Below are 16,273 nucleotides of genomic sequence, written 5' to 3'. Positions count from 1 at the left end.
TGTTCAGCGCAGTTCCTTGCGGATCATCAATTTCAGTCCGGACCAGGTCTCATCCACAGCACAGACCTTCACATCGACAAGGCCCAGAGGAAGACAGACGAAACGTATTGTGTCTTCAACAATGTCGGTTGGTACTTTGGAGGCTTTCTTCGGCCATGATACCCAGATCATGCCGGACCGATCGAGGTGTTCAAGGCAGGTGGGAAGCAGTCTGTCGCGGACATGGTGAACAGATGGATGAACTGAATTCCCTGACCCATTTCACTCACCCAATCGACTCCCTCCGCATCAGCGCCAAGCAGAGTGATGTAATGACCTGGCGCATTCAGCGCGATCGCCCGCATACCCGGCTTCAGTCCGAGTTTTCTGAAAAGCGGTGTTGCGGAATAGCCAGAAGCCAATGTCTGTGATCCCGTCTGGTGGTTCGGTTCTTATAGCTGAACCCGGCAGGTTGAACAGCAGGTGGCCAGGTCCCCCGTTGGTGCAGGTGCATCTGCCATAAGGAGTTGCAGATGCGGCCCAGATATGGTCTTGGCAACCAGTCAAAGTTTCCCTGCGGACAGCACATCAAATCGGAACCCGATGAATATTGTCGAAATCATAAAATCTGTCGAGGGCACCGAAACAGGTGCTTTGATTGCCCTTGTTCTCGCCCTCCTGTCGGCAATGGCCCATGCGATCTTCGGGGCAGTCGTCAAATCCGGCGACCCACTCCTGAATCGGGGTGCGATCAATATCTGTTACGGAACAGCGGCAGCGCCGATTGCCCTGTTCGTTACGCCATGGCCAACGCCCGAATTATGGCCGATCCTCGGAATCGTCTATGTGGTGCATTTTGCCTATGAATGGTTTCAAGTGAAATCGTTCGAACATGGTGCCTTTGTGCTGGTCTATCCCATCGGCCGCGGGTCCGGCCCGTTGCTCACTGCCCTTGCAGCGATGATCGTTTTTGATGAAATACTCACTTTAAATCAGTGGCTTGGCATCATCATGATTTCCGGCGGGATTCTAGCTCTTGCCCAAGTCAATTTGCGCAGTGCGATCGCTCTCGGCGTCAATATGCGCGGTCTGAAACTGGCCATAGGATTTGCCATGGGAACTGGCGTGCTAATCGCGGTTTACACCACGGTGGACGCTTATGGCATTCGGCTGGCTGACAATCCGTTTACCTTTCTGGCGTGGTTTTTCTTTTCCGGGCTGTTTGGATCACCCATCATAGCCGGGCTGAAATATCGCCGTCTTGAGACGCCAATCGACAAGGCTGCCCTGTTTACCAGAGGTCTGTTCGGCGCATTGATCGGTGTTATCAGCTTCGGCGCAATTATGCTGGCGACGCGCCTCGGCCAGGTCGCCACTGTCGCGGCCCTGCGCGAGACATCGATCATTTTCGGCACCGCACTGGGTGTTTTCATCTTCAAGGAAAAGGTGACGGTGCCGCGTCTGCTGCTGATTGGCCTGATTGCCGCCGGAGCGGTTATGATTGAATGGTGAGAACGATCGGACGGCCAATTGATGCCAGTCCTGGAGCGCTCGACGATAACGCGCTACAGGTGATCCTGTCAGGCGCTTAAATCGGTTGACGGGTTGACCGGTATGACAAAGCTTTTGAAGGCGGCCGGTTCACACAGGTCGGAATAAATCCGCATCGCAATGTCGTTCTTTTCCGAGACCAGCCAGCGCAGATAGGTCCAGTTGCGGCTGTGCCCGATTTGGGTCAGGTGCCGAACCAGTTCGGTGCTGATGCCCAGTCCCCTGTGCTCATGGGAAATAAAAAGATCATCCATTTGTCCGGTGCGGCGGCCGCTAACCGCTTCCGGCAGATCAAAAAAGATCGCAAATCCCACCAGTTCCGCACTGCGGAAAGCACCCAGTACTTCGGCGGTGCGGTCCTGAAGCAGGGTTTCGGCATAATAGCGGTCCGGGCGGCGCGGCGCGCCACGGCGCAGCAATTGCGCGTAAGAGGCAAGCAAGGGCGCCAGAATCAGGGCATCACCATCCGCCAGAAGCCGCAGGGAAAGCCCATCAATTGCCTGTTCCTGCGCGTCTGTTTGTGTAGTCTTCGATGTCCCGTCAGATGTCATTGGTTCAAGCCTCAGTGCCTTCTGATAAACTATCCAGCTCGGACAGAATAGCTGCGCCCATGCCATGGGTGCCGACTTTCGTCATGCCATCAGTGTAAATATCGGCTGTGCGAATGCCCTGGTCCAGGACATTCGCGATGGCTTTTTCGATCAGGCTGGCAGTGTCGCCCATATCGAGTGAATAGCGCAAGGCCATCGCCAGACTGGAAATCATCGCAATCGGGTTGGCATTGCCGCTGCCGGCGATATCCGGGGCCGATCCGTGGACCGGCTCATAAAGCGATTTACGCCTGCCAGTGAGAGCATCCGGCGCGCCAAGCGAGGCTGAGGGCAGCATGCCCAGCGAGCCGGTCAGCATGGCGGCAATATCCGATAGAACATCGCCAAACAGATTGTCAGTGACGATAACATCGAACTGCTTTGGACGCCGCACCAGTTGCATTGCACCGGCATCCGCCAGCATATGATCCAGCTCCATATCAGAAAATTCCTCGGCATGGACCCGTGTGACGATCTGGTTCCAGAGCACGCCGGATTTCATGACGTTGCGTTTTTCCATGGATGTGACCTTGCCATTGCGGGTTCTGGCCATGTCAAATGCAACGCGGGTAATGCGTTCAATTTCATAGGTATCATAAATCTGGGTATCAATGCCGCGCTGCTGGCCGTTGCCAAGATCAATAATTTCCTTCGGCTCGCCGAAATAGACGCCGCCGGTGAGTTCACGGACGATGAGAATATCAAGATCTTCGACGATTTCCCGTTTCAAGGATGAGGAATCGGCCAGCGCGCCATAGCAGATCGCCGGACGCAGATTTGCAAACAGCTCCATATCCTTGCGCAACCGCAACAGGCCGGCTTCCGGGCGCACATCATAAGGCACATCGTCCCATTTGGGGCCGCCGACGGCTCCGAAAAGCACAGCGTCCGCCGCCTGCGCCAGCGCCATGGCATCATCGGAAATCGCTTTGCCATGGGCGTCAAAGGCCGCGCCACCGACCAGATCCTCTTCCAGTTCAAAACCGGCCAGACCGGCCTTTTCGATCCAGGCCAGGACGGATTTCACTTCAGTCATGACATCCGGGCCGATGCCGTCACCGGGAAGAAGCAGAAGTTTGTGGGTGGTCATAGAACGGTCCTTGATGAAAAGCTTTGTTGAAGCTGGGATAAAGCGGCTTTCCTGCGCTGGCAAGTGCCTGCCCCGCTGAAGAACTCTGAAACGGCGGATTCTTCAGAAACTGCCGTGCTCTAAGTCAGGAGGGCCGGCTCACTCTCGGTCGAGATGCGGGCTTTCAGGGCAGTGATTTCGATCTCAATTTTCATGGCCGGTTCAATCAGATCGCAGATCACCATTGTAGCGGCCGGCTGAATCCCGCTGAAATAGACGCCTGCAAGGGGAAACACCAGTTCGACCAAATTGCGATCCGCCACATAATAAACAACCCGGATAACGTCTGAGCGCAAAAATCCGGCCTGTTTCAGTGTGGCATCAATGGTGGCGAACACATTTGCCAGCTGGGCTTCCAGACTGTCTGGCAATTCCATAGTGCTGTAATCATATCCGGTCGTGCCGGATACAAAACACCAATTGTCCTGAATGACAGCCCGGGAATAGCCGGCGGTCGTCTCAAACTGCGACCCGGTGGAAATTCGTTTTCTGGTCATGTCTTCAAATCCCAAGGCGGGGGACTATGCCCAGGGCCGCGCATCGCTCTGCTTTGCTTCATAAGCGTCAATATTTGCAGCTTTTTCCATGGTCAGTGCAATGTCGTCGAGCCCGTTAATCAGACAGTGTTTCTTGAAAGCGTCAATCTCGAATGCAATCACGCCGCCATCGGGCCCCCGGATTTCCTGGGTTTCCAGATCAACGCTCAAAGTCGCGTTGGCACCGCGTTCCGCGTCATCCATCAGCTTGTCCAGTTCTTCCGGGCTGACGACAATGGGAAGAATGCCGTTCTTGAAGCAATTATTGTAGAAAATATCGGCGAAACTGGTGGAGATGACACAGGTAATGCCGAAATCCTTCAAGGCCCAGGGCGCGTGTTCGCGGCTGGAGCCGCAGCCGAAATTATCACCTGCCACCAGAATACTGGCATTGCGGTATGCAGGTTTGTTGAGCACGAAACCGGCATTCTCCGAGCCATCATCATTATAGCGCATTTCCGAGAATAAAGCGGATCCAAGCCCGGTCCGTTTGATGGTTTTGAGATATTGCTTCGGGATAATCATGTCGGTGTCGATATTGATGATCGGCATCGGTGCAGCCACTGCGGTCAATTTGTCGAACTTGTCCATCTTGAATTCCCTTATTGATTGGCGCCGGTTTACCTTAGCTTGCGGGATTTGTGAAGCAGTGTCTTGGCGCAATCGTCGATGAAACAGTGCATTCGAACTGCAAGCGAGCCAGATGCGAGGTTGGCTCATCAGGTGGTGTTAACCATGGCACGCATCGAGAGCCCGCAATTAACGTGCAATTTACATCAACAGCAGATGTTGGTGCCATCGCCTCACCCAAACCGTCGCAGAGATGGTGTGCCCATGTCCTTATCAGCTCCTGTCCTCGCATTTGAGGAAAACAGCGGCTTAGACACTGCTGAAAGCGCAGCGTCCTGTGCCTTGAAACTGGTGCGGCATGACGCTCTTTCGAAGGCCGATCTATCGGCTATTGAGCAACTCGCGCACCAGCCGGCAGCCCGCCACAGCGGCAATGTATTTTTCGCACCGCGTGCAGTTGCCGCCTCGGCAAGCCTGTCCAGAGGGTCGATTGACTGGCTGTTATGGTTTCAGGACGGCCGGCTTTGTCTGGCAGCTCCTGTTGTTATCTCGCGGATTGCCAGCTTCTCCCTCGTCAGGATTTGGACACACACCTACGCCCCTTTGGGCACACCACTGGCGGATAAACGGCTGCGGCCGGATCTGCTGTTCGAGGAATTGGCAGACAGGGGTTTTTCGGCTCTGGCATGTCCGTTGCTGGAAACCGGCAGCACCCTGGCAACAGCGGTTGCGCTGCCGGGTGGCCGCCAAGACGGCAGAGCCGGCTTCTGGTCCGGCATTGCCGAGCGCGCTGTGTTGACATCCGACTGGACAGAGGCGGCCGCGCTGTCAGCGCAACGCAAAAAGAAACTGCGGAAAATGCAGCGGACCCTTCCGCTGGTGCATCGGGTTCTGCGCGGTGATGCGGCCCGTGATGAAGGCTTTCGGCAATTCTGTGAGCTGGAGGCGATGGGCTGGAAGGGTGCGGCTGGCTCGGCGCTGAAACAAAGTGACACGGCACTGGCCTATGCCAGCGAATTGGTGGCAAGCCACGGGGCGCAGGACACGCTGGCGATTGATAGTCTCGAGGACCCGCAGCGACAGGGCAATCAGAGCGTTGCTATGGTGATCAGCTTTGAGATCGCGGGCCGCGGCGTGGTTTGGAAAATCGGCCACAATACAGATTATGACGCCGTATCGCCGGGCTATCAGGTGATTCTGGCGGCGTCGCGGCGCTTTGCAGCTGAAAACACCCCGATCTGGATTGATTCCCTGGCCGGACCCGAGCATCCGCTGGTCGGATGGCTCTGGCCGCAGCGTCTCACCGTGGGCACTCTGGTGGTTCCTCTGAAGGGCTCTCATGCTCCGGCCCGAACCCTGTCAGGCTTCTATCAGGCTGAAGCCCGCCTCAGACAGGTGGCAAGGGCTTTGCGGCAGCGGCTTCGCAGATAGCCTCCTGGCGCAGGGTGCGCCGAATTATTTTTCCAGATGTGGTCAATGGAAGTGCCGAACGGAAGGCAATTTCACGCGGATACGCATGAGCTGACAGGCGATTGCGGACATAGTCCTGAATGTTGCCGGCAAGCTCTGCCGATGGCTCGTAGCCATCCGCCAGAACAACATAGGCCTTGACGATTTCCGTGCGCAAAGGATCAGGCTTGCCGATTGCCGCCGCCAGAACGACAGAAGGGTGGCTCAACAAAGTGTCTTCCACCTCGGTTGGTCCGATGCGATAGCCTGCCGAGGTGATGATATCGTCATCGCGACCAACAAAGCTGACAAAACCCTCTTCATCCATCACTGCCTGATCGCCGGTTGTAAACCAGTCCTTGTCCGGTCCCTTGAATTTGGCTGCGGTTTCCGCCGGTTTGTTCCAATAGGACAGCATCATCACCGGATCCGGGGCGCGAATGGCGATTTCGCCCTGGGTGCCGGGCGGTACGACAGATCCGTCCTCATCCAGAATGGCGAGCTGGTGCCCCGGAACGATGCGGCCAATGGCACCGGCGCGGCTTATCCCGAGCGCTGAGCACGATCCCAGCACCAGATTGCATTCGGTCTGGCCATAGGCATCATTGACCGTCAGGCTGAGACTGTGCTGCACCCAGTGATAGGTTTCAGCGCCGAGCGCTTCACCGGCAGATGCCAGCGTGCGCAAATGCAGAGCAAAGCGTTCGGCCGGATGAGGCACTGCGCGCAGCATTTTCAGTGCGGTTGGCGGAATAAAGGCGTTGACCACACCCCGGGTCTGCATCAGATCGAACGCCCATTCGGGATCGAATTTCTGCACGGCGCTGGAAACAACGGCGACGCCAAGCAGCAGCGATGGCAGAAGCACGTTGAGCAGGCCCCCCGCCCAGGCCCAGTCGGCTGGGGTCCAGATGCGGTCTCCCGGCTGGGGCAGAAAATTATGCGACATCTGCATGCCGGGCAGATGGCCCAGCACCACGCGATGGCCGTGAAGCGCGCCTTTCGGTGCCCCTGTGGTGCCGGAGGTATAAATCATCATGGCCGGATCATCCGGCCCGGTCCTGCACATCTGGAAGGTGGCAGAGGCTTTCTGCTGAATCTCGTCAAAATGGTGGACATGATCGGGCAGGGGCACTTGCGGCGCCATATCTGCGACGATGATGCTGCGCAGATCCGGCAATTGCGACTGCAGAGCCAGCAGTTTCTCCAACCCCTGCGCATTGGTAATGACGCAGGAAACACCGCCATCTTTCAACCGGTAGGCCAAGGCGTCTGGACCGAACAGCAGCGCCAGCGGCACTGCGATCAGTCCTGCCTTATAGGTGGCCAGATGCGAGATCAGCGTTTCAGGTGCCTGAGGCAACAGAATTCCGATCCGCTCGCCCGGCGCGCAACCGCTGGAGCAGAAATAATTAGCCAGCTTATTAGATGCAATGCTTAGCTGGCTGAATGTCCAGTTCTGAACATCGCCATCGGCCAGGATATGATGTAGGGCAACGCGGTTTGGCTCGCGCCTGCGCCAGGTTTCGCAACAGGCTTCAGCGATGTTGAACCGGGCCGGAATGCGCCAGCAGAAATTGCGGTAGAGCGCATCGTAACTGGCGGCATAATCGAGCATCTGCGCCTAGCGGGCTCCACAGAGTGGCAGGATCGGCATCATGCCTGGACCTGAACACCCAGAACCATTGCCCAATAGGTTTCCAGATGAGTGGTCGGGTTCTGGCTGACGCCAATTCCGATTTCACGAACCGCTGGCTTGAGCAGGTTCTTGCGATGACCGGCCGAAGTCTGCCAGCCGATCATGGCCTCTTCTATTGTGTCGAACCCGCCGGCGATATTTTCTGCAGCTTCCTGGGCATCATAACCCGATGCATAGAGGCGTCGCACAAAATTATCGCCAAAACCGATGGAATGCTGGACTTTTCCGGTGCGGGCCATGGCCATGGCATGACCTTCCGCCATGCGCTGCAATTTGGCATTGCTCGTCACCGGCCCAAGGCCCTTGCCGGCACGGTAGGCGGAGGTCAGAGACGCGCCTTTGGAGGTGTGAGTGGCAGTGGTGATGATCCTCGCCATGGAAGGATCCAAGCCTTCTTTTCCGGCGTTTTTCGACAGACCGGGTGCGATCCCGCTACCGATGCAACCGGACAGGGTGATGGCACCGGTTCCGGACATGCCTGCAAGCAGAACATATCGCAAAACCTGTCTGCGATCTGGCAGTGTCATCACACACAATCCTTTCTGGCCTCACTGGCCTTTCTGGCGTGAAGATGGATGGTGATCCCGACTGGATTCGAACCAGTGACCCTCAGATTAGGAATCTGATGCTCTATCCTGCTGAGCTACGGGACCCCAGCACGCTTTACCTGCCCTTGTTAGCAAAGCCGGAACGGAAGTCAAATAGCGATGCTGCACTGCATTCCAAAAACACCGGTGTGGCCAGCTGCCGCTATGGCCGCTCGGACATAGGCTGATTTCTTACACAGATGTAAGACATCTGACAGAGCGCCGAAAAGAGCAGGGCGTAGACAGGACGTTATTATTTGAAGGATGCGGCCATCACTGCGGTTCAAGGCAGCCAGGAGTGAGTGTCTTTTTTGTGTCCAGCCACCCAAAGGCTTTTTATGTTGCGTGTTCCCAAGCTGACTCGTCCGGCACTTTCCCCTGTCCTGTTGAGCGCTCTGGTAACGCTCTATCTGTTTGCCGGCCTGAACAATACATTCTGGTCACGCGGGGTCGCTGTGTTTGATGGCCATTCCGGCAAGCTGGTCCTGTTGGCTGTCACTCTGCTGCTGGCGCATATTGCCGGGCTGCTGGTGTTCTCCAACAAGTATGTTTTCAAACCGGTTCTGATATTTTTCATCCTGGTGGCGGCGATATCCGCCTATTTTGTCGACGGATTCGGCGTTGTCATTGATCATGAGATGATCCGCAACACTGTCACCACCACCGTTAACGAAGCGTCGGACCTGATGACGCCTGCCTTCTGGTTGCATCTGCTGGTCTTCGCCGTGCTGCCGATAGCATTTGTAGCTTTTGTCACTGTGAAACGGGGGCCAGTGCTGAAACAGGTTCTGTTCAACGCGGCTTTTGTCGCGATCACTCTGGTGGTCGGCGGCACCATCATGCTGTCCAATTTTTCCGCCTATTCCTCGATCTTTCGTGAGCGCCAGGATTTTATGGCTGTGATCAACCCTGCGGCCCCTGTCGCAGGCGCTGTAAAATATGTCCGCCGGGCGATGCGTGAAACGAATATCGTGGCTCAACCACTGGGAACGGATGCCAGGCAGGGAACTGTTCTGAAAGCTGCGACGAAGCCGCTCTTTGTGGTGCTGGTTATCGGCGAAACCGCGCGGGCGCAAAATTTTGGCCTGAACGGGTATGAACGCAACACCACACCGCAACTGGCAAAACGTGATGTCATCAATTTTTCCGATACCTCCAGTTGCGGGACCGCCACTGCGGTTTCCCTGCCCTGCATGTTCTCGCATTATGCCCGCGATAGTTTCAGCAACGAAAAAGGCAAAGCTTCGGAAAATCTGCTGGATATTGTCCAGCGAGCAGGATTTCAGGTCGCCTGGTGGGAGAATAATACGGGCAATAAAGGCATCGCCAAACGCGTACCAAACCAGAAATTGTCAAACGGGACCAACCCCGAGTTCTGCCGCGATGGCGAGTGTGACGATGGCATCTTTACTGAAACTCTGAAGCCGTTTATCGGCGAGGCCAAGGACAATACCTTGCTGGTGATGCATCAGATCGGCAGTCATGGCCCGGCCTATTACAAGCGCTATCCCCAGGCGATGGAAGTGTTCGCTCCGGCCTGCCGGACGGCTCAATTTGCCGACTGTACCCAGGAGGAAATTGTTGCCGCCTATGACAATACGATCCTTTACACAGATAAGAACGTTGCGGATATCATCGATCTTGCCAAGAGCAAAAGTGATACGCTGGCAACGGCGGTGATCTTTATGTCAGATCACGGCGAATCGCTGGGAGAATCCGGGCTTTACCTCCATGGCGCACCCTATTTCATCGCGCCTGAGGAGCAAACCAAGGTTCCGTTTGTGGCGTGGTTTTCCGAAGAATTCAAAAACCAGATGAATTTGAATACGGACTGTGTCAGCGCCAGGAAAGACAGCCCGGTATCCCAGGACAATCTGTTTCATTCGATGCTCGGTCTGCTGAATATTGAGACTGAAGTGCGGCAGCCGGCGCTGGATCTGTTTGGCACCTGCATGGCGCAGAATCCGGCCAGCCTTGCCATGACAACGGATCGATGAGCCGATGACGATCTCCCACCAGCCGATAAATCTCCCTCATCAACCGGCTCATCAACCGGAACGCGTTCCGCCGCGTGCTCATGGGGCTGCCCATGTGCTGGCGGCGGCGCGATATTCCAGCGGTGGCGCAAAACGATTGCTCGGCGAAACGGCATTCCGTCATGAACTCATTCTGTTCGCCGTGATTGTGTTTGGCTTTGTGTTGTCGGGTGCGGCTTTTGCCAGCTATCTGATTGCAGGCGGGTTGTTCCTGCTGCTGGTCGCGGTGGAAGCTTTGAACACTGCCATCGAAATTGTGGTGGACCGGATCTCGCCGCAATGGTCATCATCTGCCCGGGACGCCAAGGATCTCGGCTCTTTCGCGGTATTCTGCCTGCTGGCGGCGAATATGCTGTATGCGCTTTATGTGATTGTTTCACCGCTTGTTGCAGGAAACACAATACTGACCTGAAGGCCAGGTTGATTGTCAGTCAGTTCAGCGCGGGCGCCATGCATTTCCGCCACAGCTTTCACCAGCGCAAGGCCAAGACCATTGCCGGATGTGGTTCTGCTCTTTTCCAGCCGATAAAGCCGGCGCAGGACATTGCATCGCTCGTTCTCGGGAATGCCCGGCCCTGTGTCGGAAATCCGGATTTGGGGCTGATCGTCAGAGACACTCGTGGCAAGGCTGATGACGGTGTCCGGGCCGCAATGGCGGATCGCATTTTCTACCAGATTAACCAGCATCTGCATCAGCAATTGCTCATCGCCGACAATCAAAACCGGCGGACCCGCAGGCTCAGTCTGCAGTGACATGCCGCTGTCAGTGGCGACATCGGCATAAATATCGGCAATTGTTTCAATCAGGGCGGTCAGATCCAGCGCTACAAAATGTGACTTGTTGCGGGCACCGGCCTCAATCTGGGCAATCCGCAGCAAAGCTTCAAATGTCCGGTTGATGTTTTCGCATTCATCACGTGCCACTTCCAACCGCTTGGATACAGGCTCGCCTGCCGCATCCTTCTGCAGTGCGTCCTCAATTGTAAAAGCGAGGCGGTTTAGCGGCGTCTTCAAATCATGGGCAATATCGGTTGTCACTTGGCGCATGCCGTCGACAAGAAGTTTGAGCTGGTCCAGAGCATCGTTGATCGTGCCGGATAATCGGTCAAGATCATCGGCGGACTTTGACAGGGGAATGCGGGCGTCGAGATTTCCCCCTGCTACCCGGTTCATGGTGTCCGACACCAGACTGAGCCGCCGCTGAACTTTCCGGCTGAGGAAAACCGACCCGATGATCGCGAGAAAAACGGCAAGTGCGGACGTCCAGGCCAGATTGATCAGTGAGGTTTCCAGCAATTCCTGAGTATCTTCAAGACTGCCGCCTATGGTCAGTTGCATATCACCAACCGGCCTGGAATATAGCCGGTAGGAATAGTCCTCGCGGCGTTTCACCTGCGTCAGCGGATCCATAGAAAATCCAGATTTGACCGGGAAAGGGTCGACATTTCCCGCCAGTCGGCTGCCGCCGCTGGCAGTCAGTAGCAGAACACTGATTTTCGGATCACTTAAAGCAGCCAGAGCCCGGACATTCTCGATGAAACTGTCTCGCGCATCGGGATTCCATAATGCAGAGATTATTTCATGCTCCGGCTTCAGCCGGTCATCGACGGTTTCAATCAGCTCATCACGCAGAGACAGATATGTTGTTACCGTTGCAATCAGGAATAACAATAAAAACACGCCGAAAAATGCAGCAGCCAATTTTGCAGCGGCGCTGCGATAAATTTTAGCGGGGCGCATGGACAGAATATCCTGTGTTGCGGACCGTATGCAGCAATTGCACGTCAAACGGTTTGTCAATTTTCGCGCGCAGCCGCGAAATCAGGGTTTCGACAACGCTGGTCTGCGGCAGAAAATTGAAGTCCCAGACTTTTTCCAGCAGCATGGTGCGGGTTACGACCCGGCCCTCATTGCGCATCAGCACTTCGAGAACTGAAAATTCACGGGGCTTGAGATCAATGTTGCGACCAGCCCGCATTGTGGTCCGCCGCACCAGATCCAGAGTCAGATCGGCGACATGCAGTTCGGTAATCTGGGCCTTCAGCGAAGGCCGCCGGGCCAGCGCATTGATGCGGGCCATTAATTCTGAAAACGCAAACGGCTTGACCAGATAATCATCGGCGCCGGCTTCCAGCCCCTCGACCCGGTCATCGACGCCGCCCATGGCGGTGAGCAGGATAATCGGCAGACCGGACCCGGAGGCGCGCAGAGTTTTGACAATGGCAACACCATCCAATACGGGCAGCATGCGATCTATCACAGCCAGATCATAGGCTTCGTCGAGGGCGTACATAACGCCGTCCCGGCCATTGTTGACCAGATCCACCACATGGCCGAGTTCGCGCAGGCCGGCTTCAACAAACTCTGCTGTCGGCTTGTCATCTTCGACGATCAATATGCGCATTTTGGACTTTCACAAAGATGGCTCGGCTGAGGGATTATAGACCCGGCGAATTGTAACATTTTCGGCCATAATAGACAGGAAAAAACTGCTGAAAACCGCCAGAAACGGTCCGGAAATACTGTTATTCCGGATAAGCTCTGACGGATGGAAAAAAGTTGCGGCCTATGGTCGCTCCGGGACCATCTTCAGACCGTAGCGGGCTGGCACAAACATCGAAACCGTGCCCTGTTTCCTAAAATTCAACACCAATCATATGGGTCAGAAGTTCGGCGGCGTTTCGCACATCGAATTTCTTCAACAACCGGCTGCGGACATCTTCAATGGTACGCGGTGACAGGCCGAGAGAACGGGCGATCTGCTTGCTGGTCTGACCCTTGCTGAGCTGTAACACGATTTGCCGCTCGCGCGGTGTCAGCCGCACGTTGGCAATGGTGTCGGAGATCACTGCAAAGCTCAACACACTGCGCTGCAACGGTTTGTGTCGGGTCAGGGTACGGGCTCTGAAACGGCACCAGAACGGCGTGCCGTCGCGCCGTTTCATGATCCGTTCGTCAGAGTAAATTCCCTTTTCCTGCAGTGGTTTAAGTCCAATATCGCGGATCGCGTCAAACTCCTGACGGTTGGAATACAGCATCCGGAAAGACTGGTTTATCAGCTCTTGTTTTTCATACCCGAACAGGTTTGCAAAGGTTGCATTGCAGCTTTTCATGATCCTGTGTTCGGTCAGCACAATGCCGATCGGTGCTTCGTCAAAGGCCAGCATGGCCAGATCCTGTTCCATCGTTAAACGCAGCCTCCTATGGTCCGGCCTAACCGTGTTTATACGGTCTTGAGACCGTAGGGAAATCTGCTGATACTGATGCGGATAGCAGGACCTGAAAATTCCATCTCGAACGAAACGGGAGACCCGATGCAACCGAAGGTGAAGCCGGCCGATGCTTTGTCCGACCTGATAGAGGCGCGCCGCGAAGATCTGATTGCCCTGACACAGGATCTGATCCGCATTCCGACGCTCAATCCGCCGGGCAATAATTACCTGGAGATCTGCGAATTTCTTGCCAATCGCCTGAAGCGCAGGGGCTTTGAGGTTGAGATGGTCCGTGCGGAGGGCGCGCCCGGGGACAGTGATGCGCTGCCGCGCTGGAATGTTGTGGCCCGCTATGATGGGGGCCGCAGCGGCGATTGCATCCATTTCAACTCTCATACGGATGTGGTGGAAGTCGGCCGTGACTGGACCTTCGATCCGTTTGGCGGTGAGTTGAAAGACGGCAAAATCTACGGCCGCGGCGCCTGCGACATGAAGGGCGGGCTGGCGGCTTCAATCATTGCCGCCGAAGCATTTCTGGAACTCAATCCGCAATTTTCCGGCGCGATTGAAATTTCCGGCACCGCTGACGAGGAAACCGGGGGTTATGGCGGCGTTGCCTATCTTGCCGAAAAAGGCTGGTTTTCACCACAGCGCGTGCAGCATGTCATCATTCCCGAACCGCTCAACAAGGACCGGGTCTGTCTTGGCCATCGCGGCGTGTGGTGGGCAGAAATTGAAACCCGTGGTGAAATTGCCCACGGCTCGATGCCGTTTCTGGGGGATTGCGCAGTGCGCCATATGGGTGCGGTGCTGGAGGAAATGGAAACCACTCTGTTTCCCGCGCTGCAGCAGAAACACACCGCCATGCCGGTGGTTCCCGAAGGTGCACGACAATCGACCCTCAACATCAATTCCCTGCATGGCGGCCAGGACGAGTTGCCAGCAGATTTCAACGGCTGGCCTTCGGCCTGTGTGCCGGACAGCTGCCGCATGGTGATTGATCGCAGGTTTCTGATGGAAGAAAATATCGATGATGTGAAACGGGAGATCAGCGAGATTCTTGAGACCGTGAAGGCACGGCGCGACAAATTCCGATATGATATCAAAGACATGCATCAGGTTCTGCCAACGATGACAGCGAGAGACGCACCCATTGTAAAAACCGTTTCAAGGGCGATAGAAGAGGTGCTAGGAATGGCTCCGCAATATGTTGTGTCACCGGGGACCTATGACCAAAAGCATATCGACCGCATCGGTCGCCTGAAGAATTGCATTGCTTATGGTCCCGGTATACTGGATCTGGCGCATAAGCCTGACGAATATATCGGCGTTGAGGATATGATTGACTCTGCAAAAGTTATGGGGCGCACTCTCATTCAACTTTTGTCAGATCGGGATGAATGATCAGAAAAGGGACTGTTAGATGATTTACGGGAAAACGATTTTTGCCATTGCCGCCGCCCTGGCCATGGCAATCAGTGCCGGCACTGCCAGTGCTGCCAGAACGGATATTACTGTGGGTCTGCAACTGGAGCCGCCGCATCTCGACCCGACGAGCGAAGCTGCCGGAGCGATTGATCAGGTGGTCTATGCCAATATTTTCGAGGGCCTGACCAGGTTTGCCTCTGATGGCTCGATTGTGCCCGGTCTGGCAAAAAGCTGGGAGATTTCCGATGACGGTCTGAGCTATACATTCACGCTCAACAGCGGCGTCAAATTTCATGATGGCACAACGATGGATGCCGAGGATGTGAAGTTCTCGTTGGAGCGTGCCCGCGCCGACGACAGCACCAATGCGCAAAAGGCGCTGTTTGCCGATATCGCCACTGTGGACGTCGTCGATCCGCTGACGGTGAAAGTCACGCTGTCGCAGCAAAATGGCAGCTTCCTGTTCAATATGGCCTGGGGCGATGCAATTATCGTTGCCCCTGAAAGCATCGACAACATAAAGACCAAACCAGTTGGAACCGGGCCGTTCGTGCTGTCCAACTGGGTGCAGGGTGATCGTATTGAGCTGGCCAGGAATCCGGATTACTGGGGCAAGCCGATCAGTCTCGACAAGGCCACATTCAAGTTCATTTCCGATCCAACGGCTGCCTTTGCCGCAGTCATGGCGGAAGACGTCGATGCCTTCATGGCGTTTCCGGCACCGGAAAATCTGGCGCAATTTGCTGCCGATCCACGTTTCAAGGTTCTGGTCGGCTCGACCGAAGGTGAGACCATTCTCGGGATCAACAACAAGTTGCCGCCATTTGACAATATCAAGGTCCGCGAAGCGGTCGCCCATGCAGTAGATCGCTCGGCCATCATCGATGGTGCAATGTTCGGCTATGGCACCCCGATCGGCAGCCATTTCGCGCCGCACAATCCGGACTATATCGATCTGACGGCGAATTCGGCCTATGATCCGGACAGGTCCCGGGCGCTTCTTGCGGAAGCCGGGCTGGCCGATGGTTTCACTACGACACTGAAACTGCCGCCGCCATCCTATGCAAGGCGCGGGGGCGAGATCATTGCCGCGCAACTGAAAGCCGTCGGAATTACGGTCGAGATTTCCAATCTGGAATGGGCGCAGTGGCTGGAGCAGGTGTTCCGTGGCAAGGATTTCGGCCTCACCATCGTGTCCCATACCGAGCCGATGGATATTGGCATCTACGCCCGGCCGGATTACTATTTCCAGTATGACAATCCGGCTTTCCAGGCTGTGATGAAAGATCTGAATGCCTCGACGGATCTGGCGGAACGGACATCACTTCTGCAGAAAGCCCAGACCATGATTTCCGAGGATTATGTCAATGCCTATCTGTTCCAGCTGGCAAATACAGGTGTTGCAAACGCCAAGATCGAAGGTCTCTGGGCCAATGCACCGACCCAGGCGGTGGATCTGACAGGGGTTTCCTGGACCGACTGATGATCCCTGCGCATCCCGGCCGGG

15 protein-coding genes, 1 tRNA gene and 1 pseudogene are annotated in these 16,273 nt (G+C 55.7%); 6 read left to right on the top strand and 11 right to left on the bottom strand.

What is annotated here, in order from left to right; translation table 11 throughout:
• Positions 1-3: 3 nt before the first annotated feature.
• A pseudogene (locus RAL88_RS11545) lies at positions 4-344 on the bottom strand (hypothetical protein).
• Positions 345-582: 238 nt separating this feature from the next.
• Between RAL88_RS11545 and RAL88_RS11540 the strand changes: the two are divergent.
• On the top strand, positions 583-1,491 hold the full coding sequence (locus RAL88_RS11540; RefSeq protein WP_306263510.1) for a DMT family transporter: 909 nt from the start codon (positions 583-585) through the stop codon (positions 1,489-1,491).
• Between the two features lie 68 nt (positions 1,492-1,559).
• On the opposite strand, the gene RAL88_RS11535 is transcribed toward RAL88_RS11540, so the two are convergent.
• The 4 genes from RAL88_RS11535 to leuD form a co-directional block, all read right to left on the bottom strand.
• Positions 1,560-2,081 carry a GNAT family N-acetyltransferase gene (locus tag RAL88_RS11535; RefSeq protein WP_306263509.1) on the bottom strand — a complete coding sequence of 174 codons (522 nt, stop codon included), beginning with the start codon at positions 2,079-2,081 and terminating at the stop codon, positions 1,560-1,562.
• A gap of 4 nt (positions 2,082-2,085) precedes the next feature.
• On the bottom strand, positions 2,086-3,210 hold the full coding sequence (gene leuB, locus RAL88_RS11530) for a 3-isopropylmalate dehydrogenase (RefSeq protein ID WP_306263508.1): 1,125 nt from the start codon (positions 3,208-3,210) through the stop codon (positions 2,086-2,088).
• A 119-nt stretch (positions 3,211-3,329) separates the two neighbouring features.
• Positions 3,330-3,746 (bottom strand): RidA family protein, encoded by a 417-nt coding sequence (locus RAL88_RS11525; protein ID WP_306263507.1) that lies wholly within the window; start codon positions 3,744-3,746, stop codon positions 3,330-3,332.
• Positions 3,747-3,770: 24 nt separating this feature from the next.
• The gene (gene leuD, locus RAL88_RS11520; RefSeq protein WP_306263505.1) at positions 3,771-4,376 is read right to left on the bottom strand and encodes a 3-isopropylmalate dehydratase small subunit; all 606 of its coding nucleotides are present in this window, start codon (positions 4,374-4,376) and stop codon (positions 3,771-3,773) included.
• Positions 4,377-4,619: 243 nt separating this feature from the next.
• On the opposite strand from leuD, the gene RAL88_RS11515 reads away from it, so the two are divergent.
• On the top strand, positions 4,620-5,786 hold the full coding sequence (locus tag RAL88_RS11515; protein WP_306263503.1) for a GNAT family N-acetyltransferase: 1,167 nt from the start codon (positions 4,620-4,622) through the stop codon (positions 5,784-5,786).
• Here the strand turns inward: RAL88_RS11515 and RAL88_RS11510 are convergent.
• The 3 genes from RAL88_RS11510 to RAL88_RS11500 form a co-directional block, all read right to left on the bottom strand.
• Positions 5,743-7,422 carry an AMP-binding protein gene (locus RAL88_RS11510; protein ID WP_306263501.1) on the bottom strand — a complete coding sequence of 560 codons (1,680 nt, stop codon included), beginning with the start codon at positions 7,420-7,422 and terminating at the stop codon, positions 5,743-5,745. The two genes, RAL88_RS11515 and RAL88_RS11510, sit on opposite strands and share 44 nt — an antisense overlap.
• A 38-nt stretch (positions 7,423-7,460) precedes the next feature.
• The gene (locus tag RAL88_RS11505) at positions 7,461-8,030 is read right to left on the bottom strand and encodes a CAP domain-containing protein (RefSeq protein ID WP_306263498.1); all 570 of its coding nucleotides are present in this window, start codon (positions 8,028-8,030) and stop codon (positions 7,461-7,463) included.
• 49 nt (positions 8,031-8,079) lie between these two features.
• Positions 8,080-8,156, bottom strand: a tRNA-Arg gene (locus RAL88_RS11500).
• Between the two features lie 275 nt (positions 8,157-8,431).
• On the opposite strand from RAL88_RS11500, the gene RAL88_RS11495 reads away from it, so the two are divergent.
• Both RAL88_RS11495 and RAL88_RS11490 read left to right on the top strand, forming a co-directional pair.
• Positions 8,432-10,087: a phosphoethanolamine transferase gene (locus RAL88_RS11495; RefSeq protein WP_306263496.1), complete on the top strand. Its 1,656-nt coding sequence runs from the start codon at positions 8,432-8,434 to the stop codon at positions 10,085-10,087.
• Positions 10,088-10,091: 4 nt separating this feature from the next.
• Positions 10,092-10,538 carry a diacylglycerol kinase gene (locus RAL88_RS11490; RefSeq protein ID WP_306263495.1) on the top strand — a complete coding sequence of 149 codons (447 nt, stop codon included), beginning with the start codon at positions 10,092-10,094 and terminating at the stop codon, positions 10,536-10,538.
• Here the strand turns inward: RAL88_RS11490 and RAL88_RS11485 are convergent.
• The 3 genes from RAL88_RS11485 to RAL88_RS11475 all read right to left on the bottom strand — a co-directional run bounded on the left by RAL88_RS11485 (position 10,490) and on the right by RAL88_RS11475 (position 13,311).
• Positions 10,490-11,866, bottom strand: a complete 1,377-nt coding sequence (locus tag RAL88_RS11485) for a HAMP domain-containing sensor histidine kinase (protein ID WP_306263493.1) — start codon at positions 11,864-11,866, stop codon at positions 10,490-10,492. The genes RAL88_RS11490 and RAL88_RS11485 overlap by 49 nt on opposite strands.
• Positions 11,853-12,530 carry a response regulator gene (locus tag RAL88_RS11480; RefSeq protein ID WP_306263491.1) on the bottom strand — a complete coding sequence of 226 codons (678 nt, stop codon included), beginning with the start codon at positions 12,528-12,530 and terminating at the stop codon, positions 11,853-11,855. Before RAL88_RS11480 ends, RAL88_RS11485 begins: the two co-directional genes overlap by 14 nt.
• 232 nt (positions 12,531-12,762) lie before the next feature.
• On the bottom strand, positions 12,763-13,311 hold the full coding sequence (locus RAL88_RS11475; RefSeq protein ID WP_306263489.1) for a PAS and helix-turn-helix domain-containing protein: 549 nt from the start codon (positions 13,309-13,311) through the stop codon (positions 12,763-12,765).
• A 129-nt stretch (positions 13,312-13,440) separates the two neighbouring features.
• Here RAL88_RS11475 and RAL88_RS11470 point away from each other — a divergent pair, with 129 nt between their 5' ends.
• Together RAL88_RS11470 and RAL88_RS11465 are read left to right on the top strand one after the other, a co-directional pair.
• Positions 13,441-14,742, top strand: coding sequence for an acetylornithine deacetylase/succinyl-diaminopimelate desuccinylase family protein (locus tag RAL88_RS11470; protein WP_306263487.1), 1,302 nt, complete (start codon positions 13,441-13,443; stop codon positions 14,740-14,742).
• Between the two features lie 19 nt (positions 14,743-14,761).
• Positions 14,762-16,249, top strand: coding sequence for an ABC transporter substrate-binding protein (locus RAL88_RS11465; RefSeq protein ID WP_306263485.1), 1,488 nt, complete (start codon positions 14,762-14,764; stop codon positions 16,247-16,249).
• The last annotated feature ends 24 nt before the right edge of the window (positions 16,250-16,273 follow it).

The organism is Pararhizobium sp. IMCC3301, from assembly GCF_030758315.1.
Lineage (GTDB): Bacteria > Pseudomonadota > Alphaproteobacteria > Rhizobiales.
This window is presented reverse-complemented; position numbering and strand designations above follow the sequence as displayed.